Annotated in this window: 9 protein-coding genes; 5 read left to right on the forward strand and 4 right to left on the reverse strand. The window is 58.8% G+C overall.

Annotation, left to right across the window (positions count from 1 at the left end):
- Positions 1-165: 165 nt before the first annotated feature.
- Positions 166-969 (forward strand): TraX family protein, encoded by an 804-nt coding sequence (locus ACT3TR_RS10005; RefSeq protein WP_441684709.1) that lies wholly within the window; start codon positions 166-168, stop codon positions 967-969.
- Between the two features lie 115 nt (positions 970-1,084).
- Here ACT3TR_RS10005 and ACT3TR_RS10010 read toward each other — a convergent pair whose 3' ends face one another.
- Positions 1,085-2,242, reverse strand: coding sequence for a 5-(carboxyamino)imidazole ribonucleotide synthase (locus tag ACT3TR_RS10010; RefSeq protein ID WP_444625311.1), 1,158 nt, complete (start codon positions 2,240-2,242; stop codon positions 1,085-1,087).
- Positions 2,243-2,254: 12 nt separating this feature from the next.
- Positions 2,255-2,770: a 5-(carboxyamino)imidazole ribonucleotide mutase gene (gene purE / locus ACT3TR_RS10015; RefSeq protein WP_096278903.1), complete on the reverse strand. Its 516-nt coding sequence runs from the start codon at positions 2,768-2,770 to the stop codon at positions 2,255-2,257.
- Between the two features lie 219 nt (positions 2,771-2,989).
- Here purE and ACT3TR_RS10020 point away from each other — a divergent pair, with 219 nt between their 5' ends.
- A complete protein-coding gene (locus ACT3TR_RS10020; RefSeq protein WP_096278901.1) occupies positions 2,990-3,262 on the forward strand; it encodes an XRE family transcriptional regulator in 273 nt (90 codons plus the stop codon).
- Positions 3,263-3,481: 219 nt separating this feature from the next.
- Here the strand turns inward: ACT3TR_RS10020 and ilvD are convergent, their stop codons facing one another.
- Positions 3,482-5,164 carry a dihydroxy-acid dehydratase gene (gene ilvD / locus ACT3TR_RS10025; protein ID WP_444625310.1) on the reverse strand — a complete coding sequence of 561 codons (1,683 nt, stop codon included), beginning with the start codon at positions 5,162-5,164 and terminating at the stop codon, positions 3,482-3,484.
- A gap of 144 nt (positions 5,165-5,308) precedes the next feature.
- Here ilvD and recC point away from each other — a divergent pair, with 144 nt between their 5' ends.
- From recC to recD, 3 genes are read left to right on the forward strand one after another with little or no spacing between them, the layout of a single operon-like run.
- Positions 5,309-8,959: an exodeoxyribonuclease V subunit gamma gene (gene recC / locus ACT3TR_RS10030; RefSeq protein ID WP_444625309.1), complete on the forward strand. Its 3,651-nt coding sequence runs from the start codon at positions 5,309-5,311 to the stop codon at positions 8,957-8,959.
- Positions 8,956-12,753 (forward strand): exodeoxyribonuclease V subunit beta, encoded by a 3,798-nt coding sequence (gene recB / locus ACT3TR_RS10035; RefSeq protein ID WP_444625308.1) that lies wholly within the window; start codon positions 8,956-8,958, stop codon positions 12,751-12,753. The genes recC and recB overlap by 4 nt, the downstream gene beginning before the upstream one ends.
- Complete coding sequence (gene recD / locus ACT3TR_RS10040) at positions 12,750-15,017, forward strand: exodeoxyribonuclease V subunit alpha (protein WP_444625307.1); 2,268 nt, start codon at positions 12,750-12,752, stop codon at positions 15,015-15,017. The genes recB and recD overlap by 4 nt, the downstream gene beginning before the upstream one ends.
- Positions 15,018-15,178: 161 nt before the next feature.
- Here the strand turns inward: recD and ACT3TR_RS10045 are convergent, their stop codons facing one another.
- Entirely contained in the window at positions 15,179-16,072 is an 894-nt protein-coding gene (locus ACT3TR_RS10045) for a DUF2971 domain-containing protein (protein WP_444625306.1), read from the reverse strand.
- Positions 16,073-16,122: the final 50 nt, after the last annotated feature.

A 16,122-nucleotide genomic window follows, 5' to 3' on the forward strand; every position in this document is an offset into this window, starting at 1 on the left:
CACCCCGGCCTATGCCGGGGTGACGCGTTTTAAAGCAGTACAATGCCGGCACATTCTCGCTCAGCTACCGCCCATTCCCACTCCTTTCAAACGCAGCAAATTCAGTGAACTAGGTAGAACTGCCTGAGTCTGTGTATCATTGCAGTTGATCAACACGGAGGTTTTATGGCTCTTTCACCGGGTACTCACCCAGACACTCGCTCGCGCCCGTCATCCCATTGGACTGGCTGGGGGCAATGGTTAGCACTGTTCACAATGACCGTCGATCATCTAACGCGCTATGTATTGCCGGGTGATTGGGATTTAGGTTGGGCAGGTTCATCCATTGGCCGCATTGCTTTCCCACTCTTCGCTGCGATGGTGGCCTGGCACGGGCTGTTTAATACGCGTAACCCGCTACGCTATTCACGCCGCATTTTAGTGATTGGCCTGGTTGCTCAGTTGCCCTATATGGTCATGCCCCGTGCATCCGACGCGTTTATCTTAAACGTCTGTTTTACCCTGGCCAGTGGCCTAGTGCTGGGTACGTTAGTCCGCCAAGGCTGGCAGCACTATCAGCAGCAAACGCTAGGGTTACCTTGGCTGTTAGCCGGTTCAGCGGTCGGTGTGACGGTTTGGTATTTACTCGGGTTTTGGGTGGAATACGGTCATAACGGGCTGCTGCTGATTCCGCTATTAATGTTTGCGATGCACGCATTACATCAAGCAGGCAACCATTTCCAAGCGCGCCTATGGGCGGGGCTAGCGGCCTTTCCAGTGCTCTGGATCGCAGGGCAAATGAATGCTTCGGATATGGCCAAATCATTCACCGTTGGCACCTGCGTCATCGTGCTGATTTTAGCAGCCGGTGCGGCCCGCTATATTCCCACCGTCATCGTGGAGATGCCGCGCCGTTTATGGCTAGCCTGGTATCCCGGCCACTTCGCATTAATTGCGCTGTGGGTACTACTGAGTGGCCAGTTGAGCTAAATGCGTCAGTGATCAGCAGCGCTCAATCATTAGTGCTTAATCAGTAGTGCTCAATCGCCAGCACTAAAAAGCCGCCTGTTGCTAGCAGGCGGCTTTTTGCTATTACAGTTTGCTATCAGAGCTTGTCAGTAAAGCTAAGCGCTGGCGACGGCGCCTCCGGCATCAAAGCGCTACATGTGCGCACTTTTTCAAGCAGTTCGGCGTGGTTGGCCGCTAGGATATTGACGTGGGCAAGCTTACGACCGGCGCGCTCAGCTTTGTCATAGCGGTGCAGATGCGTGTTAGCAAGCGCCAACATGGCCGCATTATCGCCTTCGCGGCCAATGACGTTAATCATGCAGGTGGGCGCAATCGCTTGCGTATCGCCTAGCGGCAGCCCCTGTATCGCACGCAGATGGTTTTCAAACTGGCTGGTGACGGCCCCATCCATGGTCCAATGGCCTGAATTATGCACGCGTGGCGCCATTTCATTGGCTAGAAGGCTGCCGTCACGGGTTTGAAATAACTCCAGCGCCAGTACACCCACATAATCCAGCTCATCTAACAGTGCCCGAATGTAGCTATCGGCGGTTTGCTGAACGCTGGCATCCAAGTCAGGCAACGGCGCGACCGAGTAGCGCAAAATGCCGTCGACGTGCTGGTTTTCCGCCATGGGATAGAACACCACCTCGCCATCGCGACCCCGTACAGCAATCATTGACACTTCTCGCACAAAATCAACGAAGGCCTCAACGACCAGCTGCGAGTGGCCGATAGCCGCCCATGCATCCTGCGCCTGATCAGGATGCTTCAGCACCGCTTGGCCTTTGCCGTCGTAGCCTTCAGTGACTGATTTGGCCACCACGGGGCAGCCAAGCTCACGAGCGGCAGCTTCAAGCTGCTCGGCACTCTCAACAACTCGGTAGGCGGGCGTGGGGATGCCTAAGCGATCAAACAGCGTCTTTTCTTCGACGCGGTTCTGGCACACTTCAATTGCCCGGCTGCTGGGATATACCGGCTTGTGCTGTTCAATGTCGCGCACCAATTGAACGGGCAAGTGTTCAAACTCGTAGGTCACCACATCGACGTTAGCCAGGAACTCGGCCAAGCGCTGGTTATCGGGGTCGATGATCACCTCACCGATGCCTGCACTGGGGTTGCCCGTGGTATCCAGGAAGGTGAAGCGATTGCCCAGCGGATATCCTGCCAGCGCTAACATACGGCCAAGCTGACCGGCGCCTAAAATGCCAATACGTTGGGTCATGCCTGAATGCTTGGTAATACCAGACGTCATAACCGAGCTTCCTTATTCAACGTCCGGCTCGGGGCGCGGATCTGGGTTGTCGAGTACTTTCTGGGTCTGCTCAGCGCGAAAGGCTTCTACCGCACTGCGCACCGCAGCATCTTGCAGGCCGACGATTTGTGCCGCCAGTAGCCCGGCGTTGGTCGCCCCCGCTTTACCAATTGCGAGTGTTCCTACCGCAATACCACCCGGCATCTGCGCAATCGAAAGCAGTGAATCCAGGCCCTTCAAGGCTTTGGACTCTACCGGCACGCCCAGCACGGGCAGCGGCGTTTGTGAAGCAACCATACCCGGCAAGTGGGCCGCGCCACCCGCGCCAGCCACAATCACCTGTAGGCCGCGCTCAGCCGCGCTCTTGGCATAGTCGAACAGCAGGTCAGGCGTGCGATGAGCCGATACCACGCGCGTTTCATACGCCACGCCCAACTGTTCCAGCATCGCCACTGCGTGCTCCATGACGGGCCAGTCAGACTTAGACCCCATGATCACGCCCACCTTGGGTGTGCTGTTCGACGACATGCAAAACTCCTCGGCCCAACGGCCTATAAAAGCAAAACTAAATTGAAAAAATGGCGCGCACCAAGCCTGGCGCACTGAAAAATAGGAAGGCGGATAGTTTACCAGAGCTAGCCCGTTTGCGGGCTTTGCCTGCATCGTGAAATTTTCATCAAAAAAGGCATTGAAAAGCGCACCGGTTGGCGGCATTGTGTGTTTGTCATTTCAGACTAATGGAGCCACATGAGCACGGCACGCGCAACTGCCACAGCGGAACAGGTTGATCCCCCGCGAAGCAGCCCTGACCTCGATGTCAGGGAACTAGAAAAACGTACGCGCTTAATGCGTATTATCACGCGTCTGATCGCAGTATCAGACCTAGGAAGTCGAGACATTGCCCGTCGGGCAGGACTTCCCGTTCAAAAAATTAGCGACTTGCTCGCCGGAAGGCTTGAGCATCTGTGCGTGGATGAACTCCTCGCCCTGCGTCGCACCTTAGAGCTGGAGGCGCCTTAGCAGTATTCTTCTGCTTTCTCATCGCGCTTTCTTCCACAGGCCGCCTCCCGGCGGTCTGATCAAATATTTATCCTCTCGCATTTAAAAACCCACTCAATAGCTGCACCGATTCGCATACCTGCCATGATTTTTTCTACTTTATACCCATAAAAAAGCGCAAGGCTTTGATATTCAGCCTTGCGCTTTACCGCTTCATGACAACGCGATTATTACGTCGATTTACTCTTGGTCGGTTACCGCGCCGGTGCTGGCCGAGCTAACCAAACGCGCATATTTCGCCAGCACGCCACGGGTATAGCGGGGTTCAGGCTGCTGCCACCCCGCGCGACGGCGAGCTAGCTCTTCGTCTGACAAATCAACGTCAATGGTGTCCGCCTGGGCATCAATCGTAATGGTGTCACCATTTTCGACCAGCGCCAGCGGGCCACCGTCGAACGCTTCCGGCGACACATGCCCAACCACAAAGCCGTGGCTGCCACCCGAGAAACGTCCGTCGGTAATTAGCGCAACGTCGTTACCCAGGCCGCGGCCCATAATGGCCGATGTAGGCGTGAGCATTTCGCGCATACCCGGGCCACCTCTCGGGCCTTCGTAGCGAATAACCACAACGTCGCCAGCCACGACGGTGCCGTCATTAATGCGTGCCTGAGCTTCTTCCTCAGAGCCAAATACCCGCGCGGAGCCAGAAAAGCGCGTACCTTCCTTACCAGTGATTTTCGCAACGGCCCCTTCTGGCGCCAAGTTGCCGTAAAGCATACGCAAATGGCTTTCTGCTTTAACCGGCTTATCAAGCGACGCGATGATCGGCGGCTCAGCGGGGTAAGGCGCAACATTTGCCAAGTTCTCTGCCAGAGTTTTGCCGGTGACGGTCATGCAGTTACCGTGCAGCAAGCCTGCGTCCAGCAATACTTTCATCATTGGCTGAATGCCACCAATCGCCACCAGCTCGCTCATCATGTAATGGCCGCTAGGGCGCAGATCAGCCAGTACCGGCACGCGCTTACCAATCTCGGTAAAGTCAGAAAGCGTCAGCTCAACACCAATGGTGCGCGCCATACCAATCAAGTGCAGCACCGCATTGGTAGAACCACCCAGCGCGATAGTGACCGTAATGGCGTTCTCGAACGCCTCGCGAGTCATGATATCGGAAGGCTTAATATCGGCTTCTAGCAGCGCCAGCACCGCTTCACCCGCCGCTTTACAGTCATCACGCTTCTCTTGAGAGATAGCGTTCTGCGCTGAGCTACCCGGCAGGCTCATGCCTAGTGCTTCAATCGCGGAGGCCATGGTGTTAGCGGTATACATACCGCCACAGGAGCCGGGGCCAGGAATAGCAGTTTCTTCGATATTCTTTAATTCGATCAGATCGATATCGCCGCGGGAGTGCGCACCCATAGCCTCGAACACTGAGACGATATCGGTGTGGCCTTTGCCCGGCATGATGGTGCCGCCGTAAACAAATACGCTGGGGCGATTCAAACGCGCCAAGCCCATCATGCAGCCCGGCATGTTTTTATCGCAGCCGCCAATTGCCACCAGGCCATCAAAGCCTTCACAGCCAGCCACCGTTTCGATGGAATCCGCAATGACTTCACGGGATACCAGCGAGTACTTCATACCTTCGGTGCCATTCGCAATGCCATCAGAGATAGTGATGGTATTGAAAATCACGCCTTTACCACCGCCGGCATCCGCGCCATCGCGGGCGAAATCGGCCAACTCACCAATATGGCTGTTACACGGGGTCACCATGCTCCAGGTGGAAGCAATACCTACTTGGGGTTTCTTAAAATCATCATCATTAAAGCCCACCGCCCGCAGCATGGCGCGGCTAGCAGCTTTACCTGGACCATCGACCACTAGAGAAGAGTGGCGACGGGAATGTTGGGATGACTCAGTCATTGTTGATCTCTCTTAGCTTTGCTCACGGTATCCGTATAGCTTGGCGATATATTTCGTATCCCGCAAGATGATTAACATATGGCACCATAGCGCTATGCCCATCGCCACTGCCGTCAAGGAATCATTCATTAAGGACTATCGTGCATGCCTGTAAACCCTCTGCTCTCACAAACGCCGTTAGCGCCAGGCTTTATGGTGGTGCATGCCAATCGTCTTGAAGACCTGCGTGGCTTGGCGGTGGAGTGGATGCGCAGGCACCCGTTAGCGCCGTTGGAAAATGAAACCATCTTGGTACAGAGCAACGGTATCGGGCAATGGCTGAAACTGGCGCTCGCTGAAGACCCCGCGCAAGGTGGCGCAGGTATTGCCGCCGCGCTTAATGTCACCCTGCCCGCGCGTTTTTTATGGCAAGCCTACCGCACGGTGCTGACGCATCTAACCGAAGACGAACAGGCCGTTCCCGAAACATCGCCGTTTGATAAATCGCGCTTGATTTGGCGCTTACTGCGCCTGCTACCCAGCCTTGCTAAGCAAGAAACCTTTGCGCCGCTGGCACGTTTTTTAGAGGTCGATCGCGACCAGCGCAAGCACTACCAGCTGGCCGAGCGGCTGGCCGATCTATTTGATCAGTATCAGGTCTACCGCGCAGATTGGCTGGACGCCTGGGCGAAGGGCAACGATGTATTGATTACCGCCCGCGGTGAGGCGCGCCCGCTGGAAGCGCATCAGCAGTGGCAGCCGGCACTATGGCGAGCGCTACGCGACGATGTGGCCAACACACAAGGTGCTGCGGGCCTTAACAGCAGCCGCGCCCAGGTGCACAGCCGGTTTTTAATCGCCGCTGAGCAGCTAGAAGGCCAGCCATGCCCGCCCGGCCTACCCCGGCGGCTGATCATTTTTGGCATTTCATCGCTGCCGCAACAGACTTTGGAAGCCTTGGCGGCACTGTCACGCTGCTGCCAAATTGTGCTCTGCGTGCACAACCCCTGCCAGTACTACTGGGCGGATATCATCGAGCACAAAGACCTGCTGCGCGCCAGCCGCTATCGCCAGCAGCGTAAGGCGGGCATGCCCGACGCGCTGGATGTACTGGGTACCGGTGATGGCATTGATGCCCTGCATCTGCACGCCCAACCGCTGCTGGCCGCCTGGGGCAAACAGGGCCGCGACTACTTACGCCTGCTTGATGAGCACGACGATTCAGGCAACTACCAAACCCTGTTTGAGCAGCAGGCGCTGCGAATCGATATGTTTGAGCCGTTTAGCGGCGAAGAACGCAACTGCCTGCTCAGCCAACTCCAGGACGACATCCGCGAGCTGCGCCCCGTCGCCGAAACCCAAACCCACTGGCCCGCATTAGATGCGGCCAGCGACGATTCCATCGTGTTTCATATTGCCCACGGCCCTCAGCGTGAAGTGGAAATCCTCCACGACCAGCTGCTTGCCGCGTTCAGCGCCGATCCCGACCTTCGCCCACGCGACATCATCGTGATGGTGCCGGATATCGACCGCTACGCGCCGCACATTGCAGCCGTGTTTGGCCAGCTGCAAAGTGACGACCCGCGCTACATTCCCTACACGCTGTCGGATCAGGCTAGCCGCCACCGGCTGCCATTGATGATCGCGCTGGAAAAACTGCTGCGCCTGCCCGAGCTGCGCCTTTCGGTAAGCGATCTTTTAGACCTTTTAGAAGTCCCCGCGCTGCGCGCCCGTTTTGGCATTGATGAGCACGGCCTGCCTACGCTGAGCCGCTGGATTGAAGGTGCGGGCATTCGCTGGGGGCTCAATGCCGAGCAGCGCACTCGGCTGGATTTACCTGAAGGGCTGACCCAGAACACCTGGGCATTTGGCCTGCGCCGCCTGCTGCTGGGCTACGCCATTGGTGACGCCGACGCCTGGCAAGGCATTGAGCCGTTTGACGACATTGGCGGGCTGGAAGCGTCGCTAGCGGGCCCGCTGGCCACGCTGCTAGAGCGCCTGGAAAACACCTGGGAAACGTTCTGCCAGCCCACCGACACCGCCACCTGGGTGGCGCGGCTGCGCGAGCTGTTGGAAACTTACTTTGTGACCGACGATGCTCAAGAGAGCGTGATGCTCACCAAGCTGGAAACCGCGCTGCAGCAGCTGTTGGACAGTACCGACGAGGCCCAGCTTTTTGATCCCCTACCGCTTTCCATGGTCCGCGAACACTGGCTGGGGCAAATCGACGAACATAGCCTGTCTCAGCGCTTTTTAGCCGGGGCGGTCAACTTCGCCACGCTAATGCCGATGCGCGCGATACCGTTCAAACACGTCTGTTTACTGGGCATGAACGACGGCGAATACCCACGTTCGCAGCCACCGTTGGATTTTGACCTGATGGGCAACGACTACCGCCCCGGCGACCGCTCACGCCGGGAAGACGATCGCTACCTGTTTTTGGAAGCGCTGCTCTCTGCCCGCCAGCAGCTCTACATTAGCTGGGTAGGCCGCAGCCTGATCGATAACAACCCGATGCCGCCTTCGGTGCTGGTCGGCCAACTGCGCGACCACCTTGCAGCAGGCTGGCACACGCAAAGCGGTGAACCGCTGCTCGATGCCTTAACCACAGAGCACCCGCTTCAGCCGTTCAGCCGTCGCTATTTCACCGCGCAAACCAACGACTCACCCGCTCAGGCACGGCTCTTCACATACGCCCATGAGTGGCACGCGTTACACGCTCCACGGAAGGTCGAATCAAGCGCAAAACCATCACGGTTTGAGGCCTATAGCGAACAACCGGCTTCCATAAATCTAGCCCAGCTGGGCAGCTTTCTGCGTGAACCGGCCAAAGCATTTTTCAATATTCGCCTGGGCGTTTATTTTGAGCAGGAAGAACTCGCCCAGCTCGATGTAGAACCCTTCACCCTAGACGGGCTACAGAACTGGCAGCTACAGGACCAGCTAATCGCCGCTCAGCGCCATGCAATCGATAACGGTCTGCCGCGCATCGAAGCACTACACGCGGCGCTTGAACGCTTCAAAGGCCAAGGCGTGCTCGCCGTGGGTGCCTTTGGTGAACGCATGCGCGAAGCGCTGGCGGAGCCGATGGAGGCACTGTTTGGCGCCTACGAAGACGCGCTACAAGAGTGGCCCCACATAGTGACGGCGCCCCAGGCCGTGCATGTTGTTGAAGAACAAGCTGTTGAAGAACGAGTTGTTGAAGAACAAGCAGTTGAAGAACAAGTTATTGAAAGCGTCGAAGGTAAGGTAACGCTGGAAGACTGGCTAGGCGAGTTACGAGAAGATAGCGAGGGCAACCGCTGCCGCCTATTACTGCTCAGTAGCAGCCTGGTCAGCCAAGGGCGCGGCCGTGGTCAGTACCGCTGGCAGCACCTGCTACGGCCCTGGGTCGCCCACCTAGCGGGTAATGCCGAGCGCCCGATGACCACACAGCTGCTCTCCAAAGCCGGCCATGTGCGGCTGGAGCCTTTAGAGGCCGAGAATGCCCGCTACCAATTACACAACATGCTCAACGCCTGGCGCGATGGCATGCAGGCTCCGCTACCGCTCGCCCCACAGGCCGCGTTTGCCTGGCTAGCCAAACAGGGCACGCCAGAATCTGACCCCGCAAGCGACGCCTACGCCGCCGCTGAAACGGCCTATGAAGGCGGGCGTTTTCAGGCCGGCGAAGTTGCCCAAAGCGCCTACCTCGCCCACCAATGGCCAAGCTTCGAAAGCATGTTTAACGAGAACAATAACGGCCACTGCTTTGCGACACTGACTGAGATGCTTTATGCGCCACTGCATCGATCCATTAAAGGAGGTGCCGCATGAGCCAACTGCCGTCAACCAACAGCGTTACACCGCTTAACCCGCTTACGCTCCCGCTTCACGGCAGCCGGCTGATAGAAGCCAGCGCAGGCACCGGCAAAACGTTCACCATCGCGCTGCTTTACGTGCGGCTGGTGCTCGGCGGCCACAGCGTTGACGACGACACCGCCTTTATCCGCCCGCTCACCCCGCCGGAAATCCTGGTAGTCACCTTCACCAACGCTGCCACCCAAGAGCTACGCGAACGTATCCGCAACCGGCTGGTAGAAGCGGCGGAAGTGTTTCGCGATGATGGGCAGGCAAGCGATGAGCTTCTGCTAGAACTCCGCGACCAATACGACCCCGCCAGTTGGCCCGCCTGTTCGCGGCGCCTGGCGCTGGCCGCCGAATGGATGGACGAAGCCGCGGTTTCCACCATCCACAGCTGGTGCTACCGCATGCTGCGCGAACACGCCTTCGACAGCGGCAGCCTGTTCTCGCTCAATTTAGAGAACGACCAGCGCGAGCTGGAACAAGAAGTGGTGCGCGACTACTGGCGCAGCTTCTACTACCCGCTGGACAGCGACGCCCTCGGCATTGTCACCCGCTACTGGAAATCGCCCGATGATCTGCATGCTCTCCTGCAGCGGCTATTGCCTGAAAGCGAAGCGCTGGGCGGCGCAAAGCCCCAGCCCCGCGAGACACTGGCTGCCACCCAGGCCGAACGCACCGCCCAGCTCAACGAACTCAAAGCGCCCTGGCCCGCTTGGCTAGACGAGCTAGTGCCCGCCCTGGAAGACGCGGCCAAAAATAAAGCCTTTAAAGGCCAAAGCTTCAACGCCAAAAGCCGCACCAACTGGCTAGGCGCACTGCGCGAGTGGAGCGAAAGCGACCTGGACCGCCCTGCGCTTACCGACGCCGCCTGGAAACGCATGACGCCCGAAGGCATGGCCGATATCTGGAAGGAGGGCGCACCGCCTTGCCCCCAGGTGTGGGACGCGCTGGCGCTGCTACCGCAAGCGTTAGATGCCCTGCCCGAGCCACGCAACGACCTGCTGATTCACGCCGTGCAGTGGTGTCGCGCCCGTCTGGAGCGCGAGCAGGAACGCCGCGCCGAGATGGGCCCCAACGACCTGCTTACCCATTTAGACCGCGCCCTGCAAGGCCCCAACAAAGAAGCGTTAGCCGCACAGATCAAGCGCCAGTTCCCCGTCGCGTTGATCGACGAGTTCCAAGACACCGACCCAATTCAGTACCGCATCTTCAACGCCGTATATGACGTCGCAACGCCCCGCCGTGACAGCGCCATTCTGCTGATTGGCGACCCCAAGCAGGCCATCTACGCCTTTCGCGGCGCGGATATCTTCACCTACCTGCAGGCCCGCCACGACACCGATGGCCGCCACGTCACGCTGGGCACCAACTTTCGCTCCAGCCTGACCATGGTCGCTGCGGTCAATCACTGCTTTAGTTACGCTGATCAACATCACGCCGGGGCCTTTTTATTCCGCGCTGATGGTGGCAACAACCCGCTGCCGTTTAACCCCGTCAACGCCAAAGGCACCAAGGACACGCTGGTGCTCAACGGCCATCCGCTACCCGCGATGACCCTGTGGCCCCTTGAAAGCGACGAGCCGCTCTCCAAAACCGCCTATCAAACCGAGATGGCCGAGCGCTGCGCCTCGCACATGGCCGCGCTACTGGCAGCAGGCCGCAAACAGCAAGCGGGCTTTGCGAAAGCGGTCGACAACAGTGCGACGGGCGATAGCAGTGTGAGAAGCGGAGAGCAAATACTCACTCCGCTGGCCCCCTCGGATATGGCCGTTCTGGTCAACGGCCTGCAGGAAGCGCGGGCGATTCGTTTGGCCATGGCCAGCCGGGGCATCAAGAGTGTTTACCTTTCCGATCACGACAAGGTGTTTAGCTCCCCCATCGCCCCGCAGCTAGCCATTTGGCTACGCGCCTGCGCCGAGCCCCAGGCCAACTCCCGCCAAGCGGAAGCCAAACTGCGCGCCGCCCTGGCAACGCCGGTGATCGGGCTCAGCCTTGAAGAGCTCGACCACCTCAACCAGAGCGAGCTGGCCTGGGAAGCGCGGGTTGAGCAGTTCAGCGACTACCACCGCCTGTGGCAGCGCCAAGGCGTGCTCCCGCTGGTACGCCGATTGATGGTCGATTTTGATATCGCCGCTCGGCTGCTGGGTGAATTCGCCGAGGGTGAGCGTTTGCTAACCGACCTGCTCCACCTGGGCGAAATGCTGCAGCACGCCAGCCAGGAACTGGATGGCGAACACGCGCTGATTCGCTTTCTAGCCGAGGCGATTGCCGACCCGGACAGCCACGGCGACAGCCACAAGCTGCGCCTGGAGAGCGACGCCGATCTGGTCAAGGTCGTGACCATTCACAAATCCAAGGGACTTGAGTACCCGCTGGTGTTTCTGCCGTTTATCGCCAACCACCGCCCGGTCAGCGACAGCGACCTGCCGCTGCGCTGGCACGACAGCGAAGGCAGGCTGCAACTCAGCCTAAGCGCCGATGAAGCAACCCTGGCCACCGCCGACCGCGAACGCCTCGGCGAAGACCTGCGCAAGCTCTACGTCGCGCTCACACGCGCCCGCCATGCTACCTGGCTGGGGCTGGCGCCGCTTAAAGGCAGTGAGAACAGCGCCATCGGCCATCTCATCAACGGCGGGAAAGCCATCGACCCCAGCGCATTTACTCAAGCGCTAGGCGAACTGGTGGCAGGCAGCAATATCGAACTAAGCGCCGCGCCGGAGCCCACTGCATTACGCTTTACCCCCGCGCCGGAACAGCAAGCGCTGGGCCACGCCCGCACCCCGCTGCGCCCCGCACGGGAACAGTGGTGGATCGCCAGCTACTCGGCCCTGCGCACCTCGGGGGCCATAACACCATTGATGCCGACGCCCGAACCCACCACGCCCCAGGAAGCCACCACCCTGGAAGTGCTGGATGAACCTCACGACAATGCCATCAATACCGAAGCGTTTCACTTACACCGCTTTCCCCGAGGCCCTGGCCCCGGCACCTTTCTGCACGGGCTTTTAGAGTGGGCGGGTCAGCTAGGCTTTCAACACGCCTTGGCAGATCCCGCCGCACGGGAAGATATGCTGCGCCGCCGCGTGCAGCTACGCGGCTGGCAGACATGGCACGACACCCTGGCGGGCTGGTTTGAAGAGTTACTTTCAACGCAGCTGCCTCTGCCAACACCCCTGGCACTTTCACAGCCCTTGTCACAGACCCTGTCACAGCCCAGCCATAGCAGCCACGTCGCGCTAAGTGAACTTGAAAGCTATCAGGTAGAGCTGGAGTTCTGGTTTGCCGCCCATCAGGTGGGAACACGCAAGTTGGATGAGCTGGTAAGCAATCACTTACTGCCCGGAGTATCACGCCCCGCGCTGGATGCCGACACGCTCAACGGCATGCTGAAAGGCTTCATCGATCTCACGTTTGAGCATGAAGGTCGCTTCTATGTGCTCGACTGGAAGTCCAACTACCTGGGCAGCGACGACAGCGCCTACACCTTTGATGCCCTGCGCAGCGCCATGCTCGAAAAGCGCTACGACCTGCAAGCGGCACTCTACCTGCTCGCGCTGCACCGCCTGCTCAAAGCGCGCCTGCCCAACTACGACCCGCACCAACATTTGGGCGGGTCAATGACCGTATTTCTACGCGGCAGCCGTACCGCCGCCCGCGGGGTACACGCCGTGCCCGCCCCGGTCGCGATGATTGAAGCGCTGGACCACTTATTTGCAGGCACAGCGGCAGATACCGCAGCCACCCATCAGGAGGCGGTCGTATGAGTAAGCGCGAGGCGGGCTCTATGAATTTCGACCTGTTTGCCGATGACGCACCGCCCGTTCCGGCTGACTCAACGGCACCGGCAGCAGTATCGACAGAATCAGCCACCAGTGCCGAGGTGCCACATCCCGCGCTAAGCGATACCGCCGCGCTGCTACAGCTGTGTGAGCGCTGGGTTTCCCGTGGCTGGTTGCGGGATTTAGACCTAGCGCTGGTACGCTTTTTTGAACGCGAAAGCCAGAACGCCCCGCCGTTATTGCTGCTAGGGGCGGCGCTAGCAAGCCACCAGCTTGGCCGCGGCCACGTGTGCCTGGATTTAGCCGCCACCCTGGAAGCCCCGGATTTTGCCCTTTCGCTACCGCCAGAAGGCGACGACCTAAACGACCCGCCGCCGCTGCCCAGCCATGTGCTGGTCACGCTAACGCTGCCCGAATGGCAGGCCGCGCTCAGCCACCCCACGCTGATCAGCGACGGCCCCGGCAATACGCCGCTGGTGGTGAGCCACAGCGGCAACACCAGCAAACTCTACCTGCGCCGATACTGGCAGTTCGAGCAAACCCTACACCAGGAAATCGCCAACCGGCTTAACGTGGATAGCTCGGCGGATAGCCCGCTACTCAAAAGCGCGTTAGATACGCTATTCCCCGCCAGAGACAGCCTGGATTGGCAAAAGAACGCTTGCGCCCTCGCAGCCCGTAGCCCGTTCGCAATCATCACCGGCGGCCCCGGCACCGGCAAAACTACCACCGTGGTACGCCTGCTAGCCCTGCTGCAAACGCTGCAACTGGCAGAACCCAACGACCACCCGCTGCGCATTCGCCTAGCCGCCCCCACCGGCAAAGCCGCCGCACGGCTAAATGAATCCATCGCTGGGCAGGTGAAAGACTTACCCCTTAGCGAGTTGGAATCGCTATTAGATGAGCACTCAGCCGCTTCCTCATCGAACGCAATAGGCATTCCGACGGAAGTGACCACAATCCACAGGCTACTTGGCGCACGCGCCGACACCCGCCACTTCCGCCACAACGCCGCCAACCCGCTGGCGCTGGATGTGCTGGTGGTGGATGAAGCCTCGATGGTGGATATCGAAATGATGACGGCGCTGCTCAGCGCCCTACCCGCCAGCGCCAAGCTGGTGCTGCTGGGGGATAAAGACCAGCTAGCATCCGTGGAAGCAGGCGCCGTGCTCGGCGACCTGTGCCGCCGCGCCGACGCCGCCCACTACACACCCGCCACGGCGCAGTGGCTGGCCGAACTTACCGGCCACCCGCTTCCGGATGAATTAATCGACCCCGACGGCCAACCGCTGGACCAAGCCATTACCATGCTGCGGGTAAGCCACCGCTTTACTGAAACAAGCGGCATCGGCCAGCTCGCCCAGGCGATTAACCAGCCGCTAAGTGAAGCATTGCGGGAACGGGATAAACACCAAGCCGTGCATGGCGTACTGAATAATGGCTATGCCGACCTGCACCACTTGGTGTTAAAGCCAGATGCGCAAAACGAAGACAGCGCCCTGGAGCGCCTAGTGATCAACGGCAGCCCGGAACGTTTTCCCCACGCAGGCGAAGGCCGCACCAATTTCAAGGGCGAGCCAATGGCACCGCCAACCGGCTACCAGTACTACCTGAATACCCTAGCGAGTGAAAGGCCTGATACATCGCTAGCATTTGAAGAGAACGGCGAAGTTTACAATGCCTGGGCAAAACAAGTACTGACCGCCTACAGCCGCTTTCAGCTGCTGTGCGCGCTACGCAAAGGCCCATGGGGAGTAGAAGGCTTAAACCTGCGCATCGCCAAAACATTGCGCAGTGAAAAGCTACTGTTCGGCAACGACCACACGCTAGAGAAAGGCTGGTTCGAAGGCCGCCCGGTGCTGGTCACCCAAAACGACTACGGCCTGAAACTGATGAACGGCGATATCGGCATCACAATGGCGGTGCCAGATCCACGCGCTCCCGGCAGGACACTTTTACGCGTCGCCTTTCCGACCAGTAACGCAGAAAACCCCATTCACTGGGTGCTGCCTTCCCGCCTGCACGCGGTAGAAACCGTATTCGCGATGACGGTACACAAATCCCAAGGCTCAGAGTTTCAGCACACCGCCCTGCTGCTACCACAAACACCCAACCCCATCCTCACCCGCGAACTGGTCTACACCGGCATCACCCGCGCCCGCGATTGGCTGACGGTGGTAGAAGCCAAACGCGGGATATTGAATGATGCGGTGACTAGGGAGGTTATGAGGGTGAGTGGGGTTAGGTGAGCATGTAAGCAACAACTATTTTAAAGTTTTAATGGTGTCGGTTTGCGGCCAAAAACGGACAATGAGATTGTCCTGATGTTTAACGCTGGGCGCGAGCGGCAGCGGCCTCGAAGTTACCGCGAAGCGCCGCAATGTTCTCCGCCGTCCGCTCAACGTCGTTGTTAGACTTCTTCGAATGCAATATCGAACGAAGTGTCACTTCTCTTGGCTTGGAAAGCTTGGGCATGGGGGATGTGTTCCTCAACGGCCGCCAGTACCCGTCCTTTGTCCTCTTCGGTCATGCGGCAACCTAGGTAAACTGCACCAAATATGCTGGGGTGCTCACTAAGGAGAGTGTAGCCATTGCCCGGAGGTTCGTTCAGTAGCGGAATGTGAACACGCCACTCTTTTTCATATGCCCAGTCCGAGTGTTTGGTAAAGGCCATATCCCAGCTCAGAGCAATCAGATTCAGTGGCTTCTCTCCCGTCAGGTGGTGGACATACTGATCAAGGGAAGGAAACATTGGGAATTGCTTTGAGTAGTCTACTCGCCGAGCTGCCAAAAGTGTGTTGTCCAGTTCATCGATGCAGCGCAGCTTGAGGACAACGCCTCTGTGCTCCTCGGCATAGTGCGACCACATCACGACGTTGTCGTTTCTCTCGCTGATGCAGAGGACGCGGGAGTGTGTAAGTTGATCTTGGATCGCGGCGTGAAGCCTCGCAACGTGATACGGGAAGTTGTCCGCGACCTCCTGCGCCGCCTCCGCGAAATCTTCCATAATCGCGTCTTTAGGGAGCCTGTCTGCGATGCCCTGGAGGTGGAGGGCAAGTTGCGTGAGTCGCGAAACTTCTTGGAACTCGCTTTTTCCGCCGAAGACTATTCGCTCCATCTCTCGGTACACAGCCTGTCCGATTTCCTGTCCCCCAAACTCAAAAGTGAAGCCGATTTGATGGTCGAAGGGGTCATTGAACTTGAGAGGACTACTCCACCGCAGGGATTGGTTTGCTATCACTTTCAAGACTGTCTCGACCGACATGTACTTGTAGAAGTGATGCTTGTCGTGGGTTCGAGGCACAATATTTCCTCTGTCTAACGCCTAAGCTAAGCGGCACATCGTCAGCCGTG

The sequence above is a fragment of the Halomonas sp. AOP12-B1-6 genome (assembly GCF_052379225.1).
GTDB lineage: Bacteria > Pseudomonadota > Gammaproteobacteria > Pseudomonadales > Halomonadaceae > Vreelandella > Vreelandella casei.

What these genes read in the sequence shown, in the direction of transcription:
- ACT3TR_RS10005 (WP_441684709.1), top strand. Translation starts at nt 166, where the DNA reads ATGGCTCTTTCACCGGGTACTCACCCAGACACTCGCTCGCGCCCGTCA.
- ACT3TR_RS10010 (WP_444625311.1), bottom strand. Translation starts at nt 2,242, where the DNA reads ATGACGTCTGGTATTACCAAGCATTCAGGCATGACCCAACGTATTGGC.
- purE (WP_096278903.1), bottom strand. Translation starts at nt 2,770, where the DNA reads ATGTCGTCGAACAGCACACCCAAGGTGGGCGTGATCATGGGGTCTAAG.
- ACT3TR_RS10020 (WP_096278901.1), top strand. Translation starts at nt 2,990, where the DNA reads ATGAGCACGGCACGCGCAACTGCCACAGCGGAACAGGTTGATCCCCCG.
- ilvD (WP_444625310.1), bottom strand. Translation starts at nt 5,164, where the DNA reads ATGACTGAGTCATCCCAACATTCCCGTCGCCACTCTTCTCTAGTGGTC.
- recC (WP_444625309.1), top strand. Translation starts at nt 5,309, where the DNA reads ATGCCTGTAAACCCTCTGCTCTCACAAACGCCGTTAGCGCCAGGCTTT.
- recB (WP_444625308.1), top strand. Translation starts at nt 8,956, where the DNA reads ATGAGCCAACTGCCGTCAACCAACAGCGTTACACCGCTTAACCCGCTT.
- recD (WP_444625307.1), top strand. Translation starts at nt 12,750, where the DNA reads ATGAGTAAGCGCGAGGCGGGCTCTATGAATTTCGACCTGTTTGCCGAT.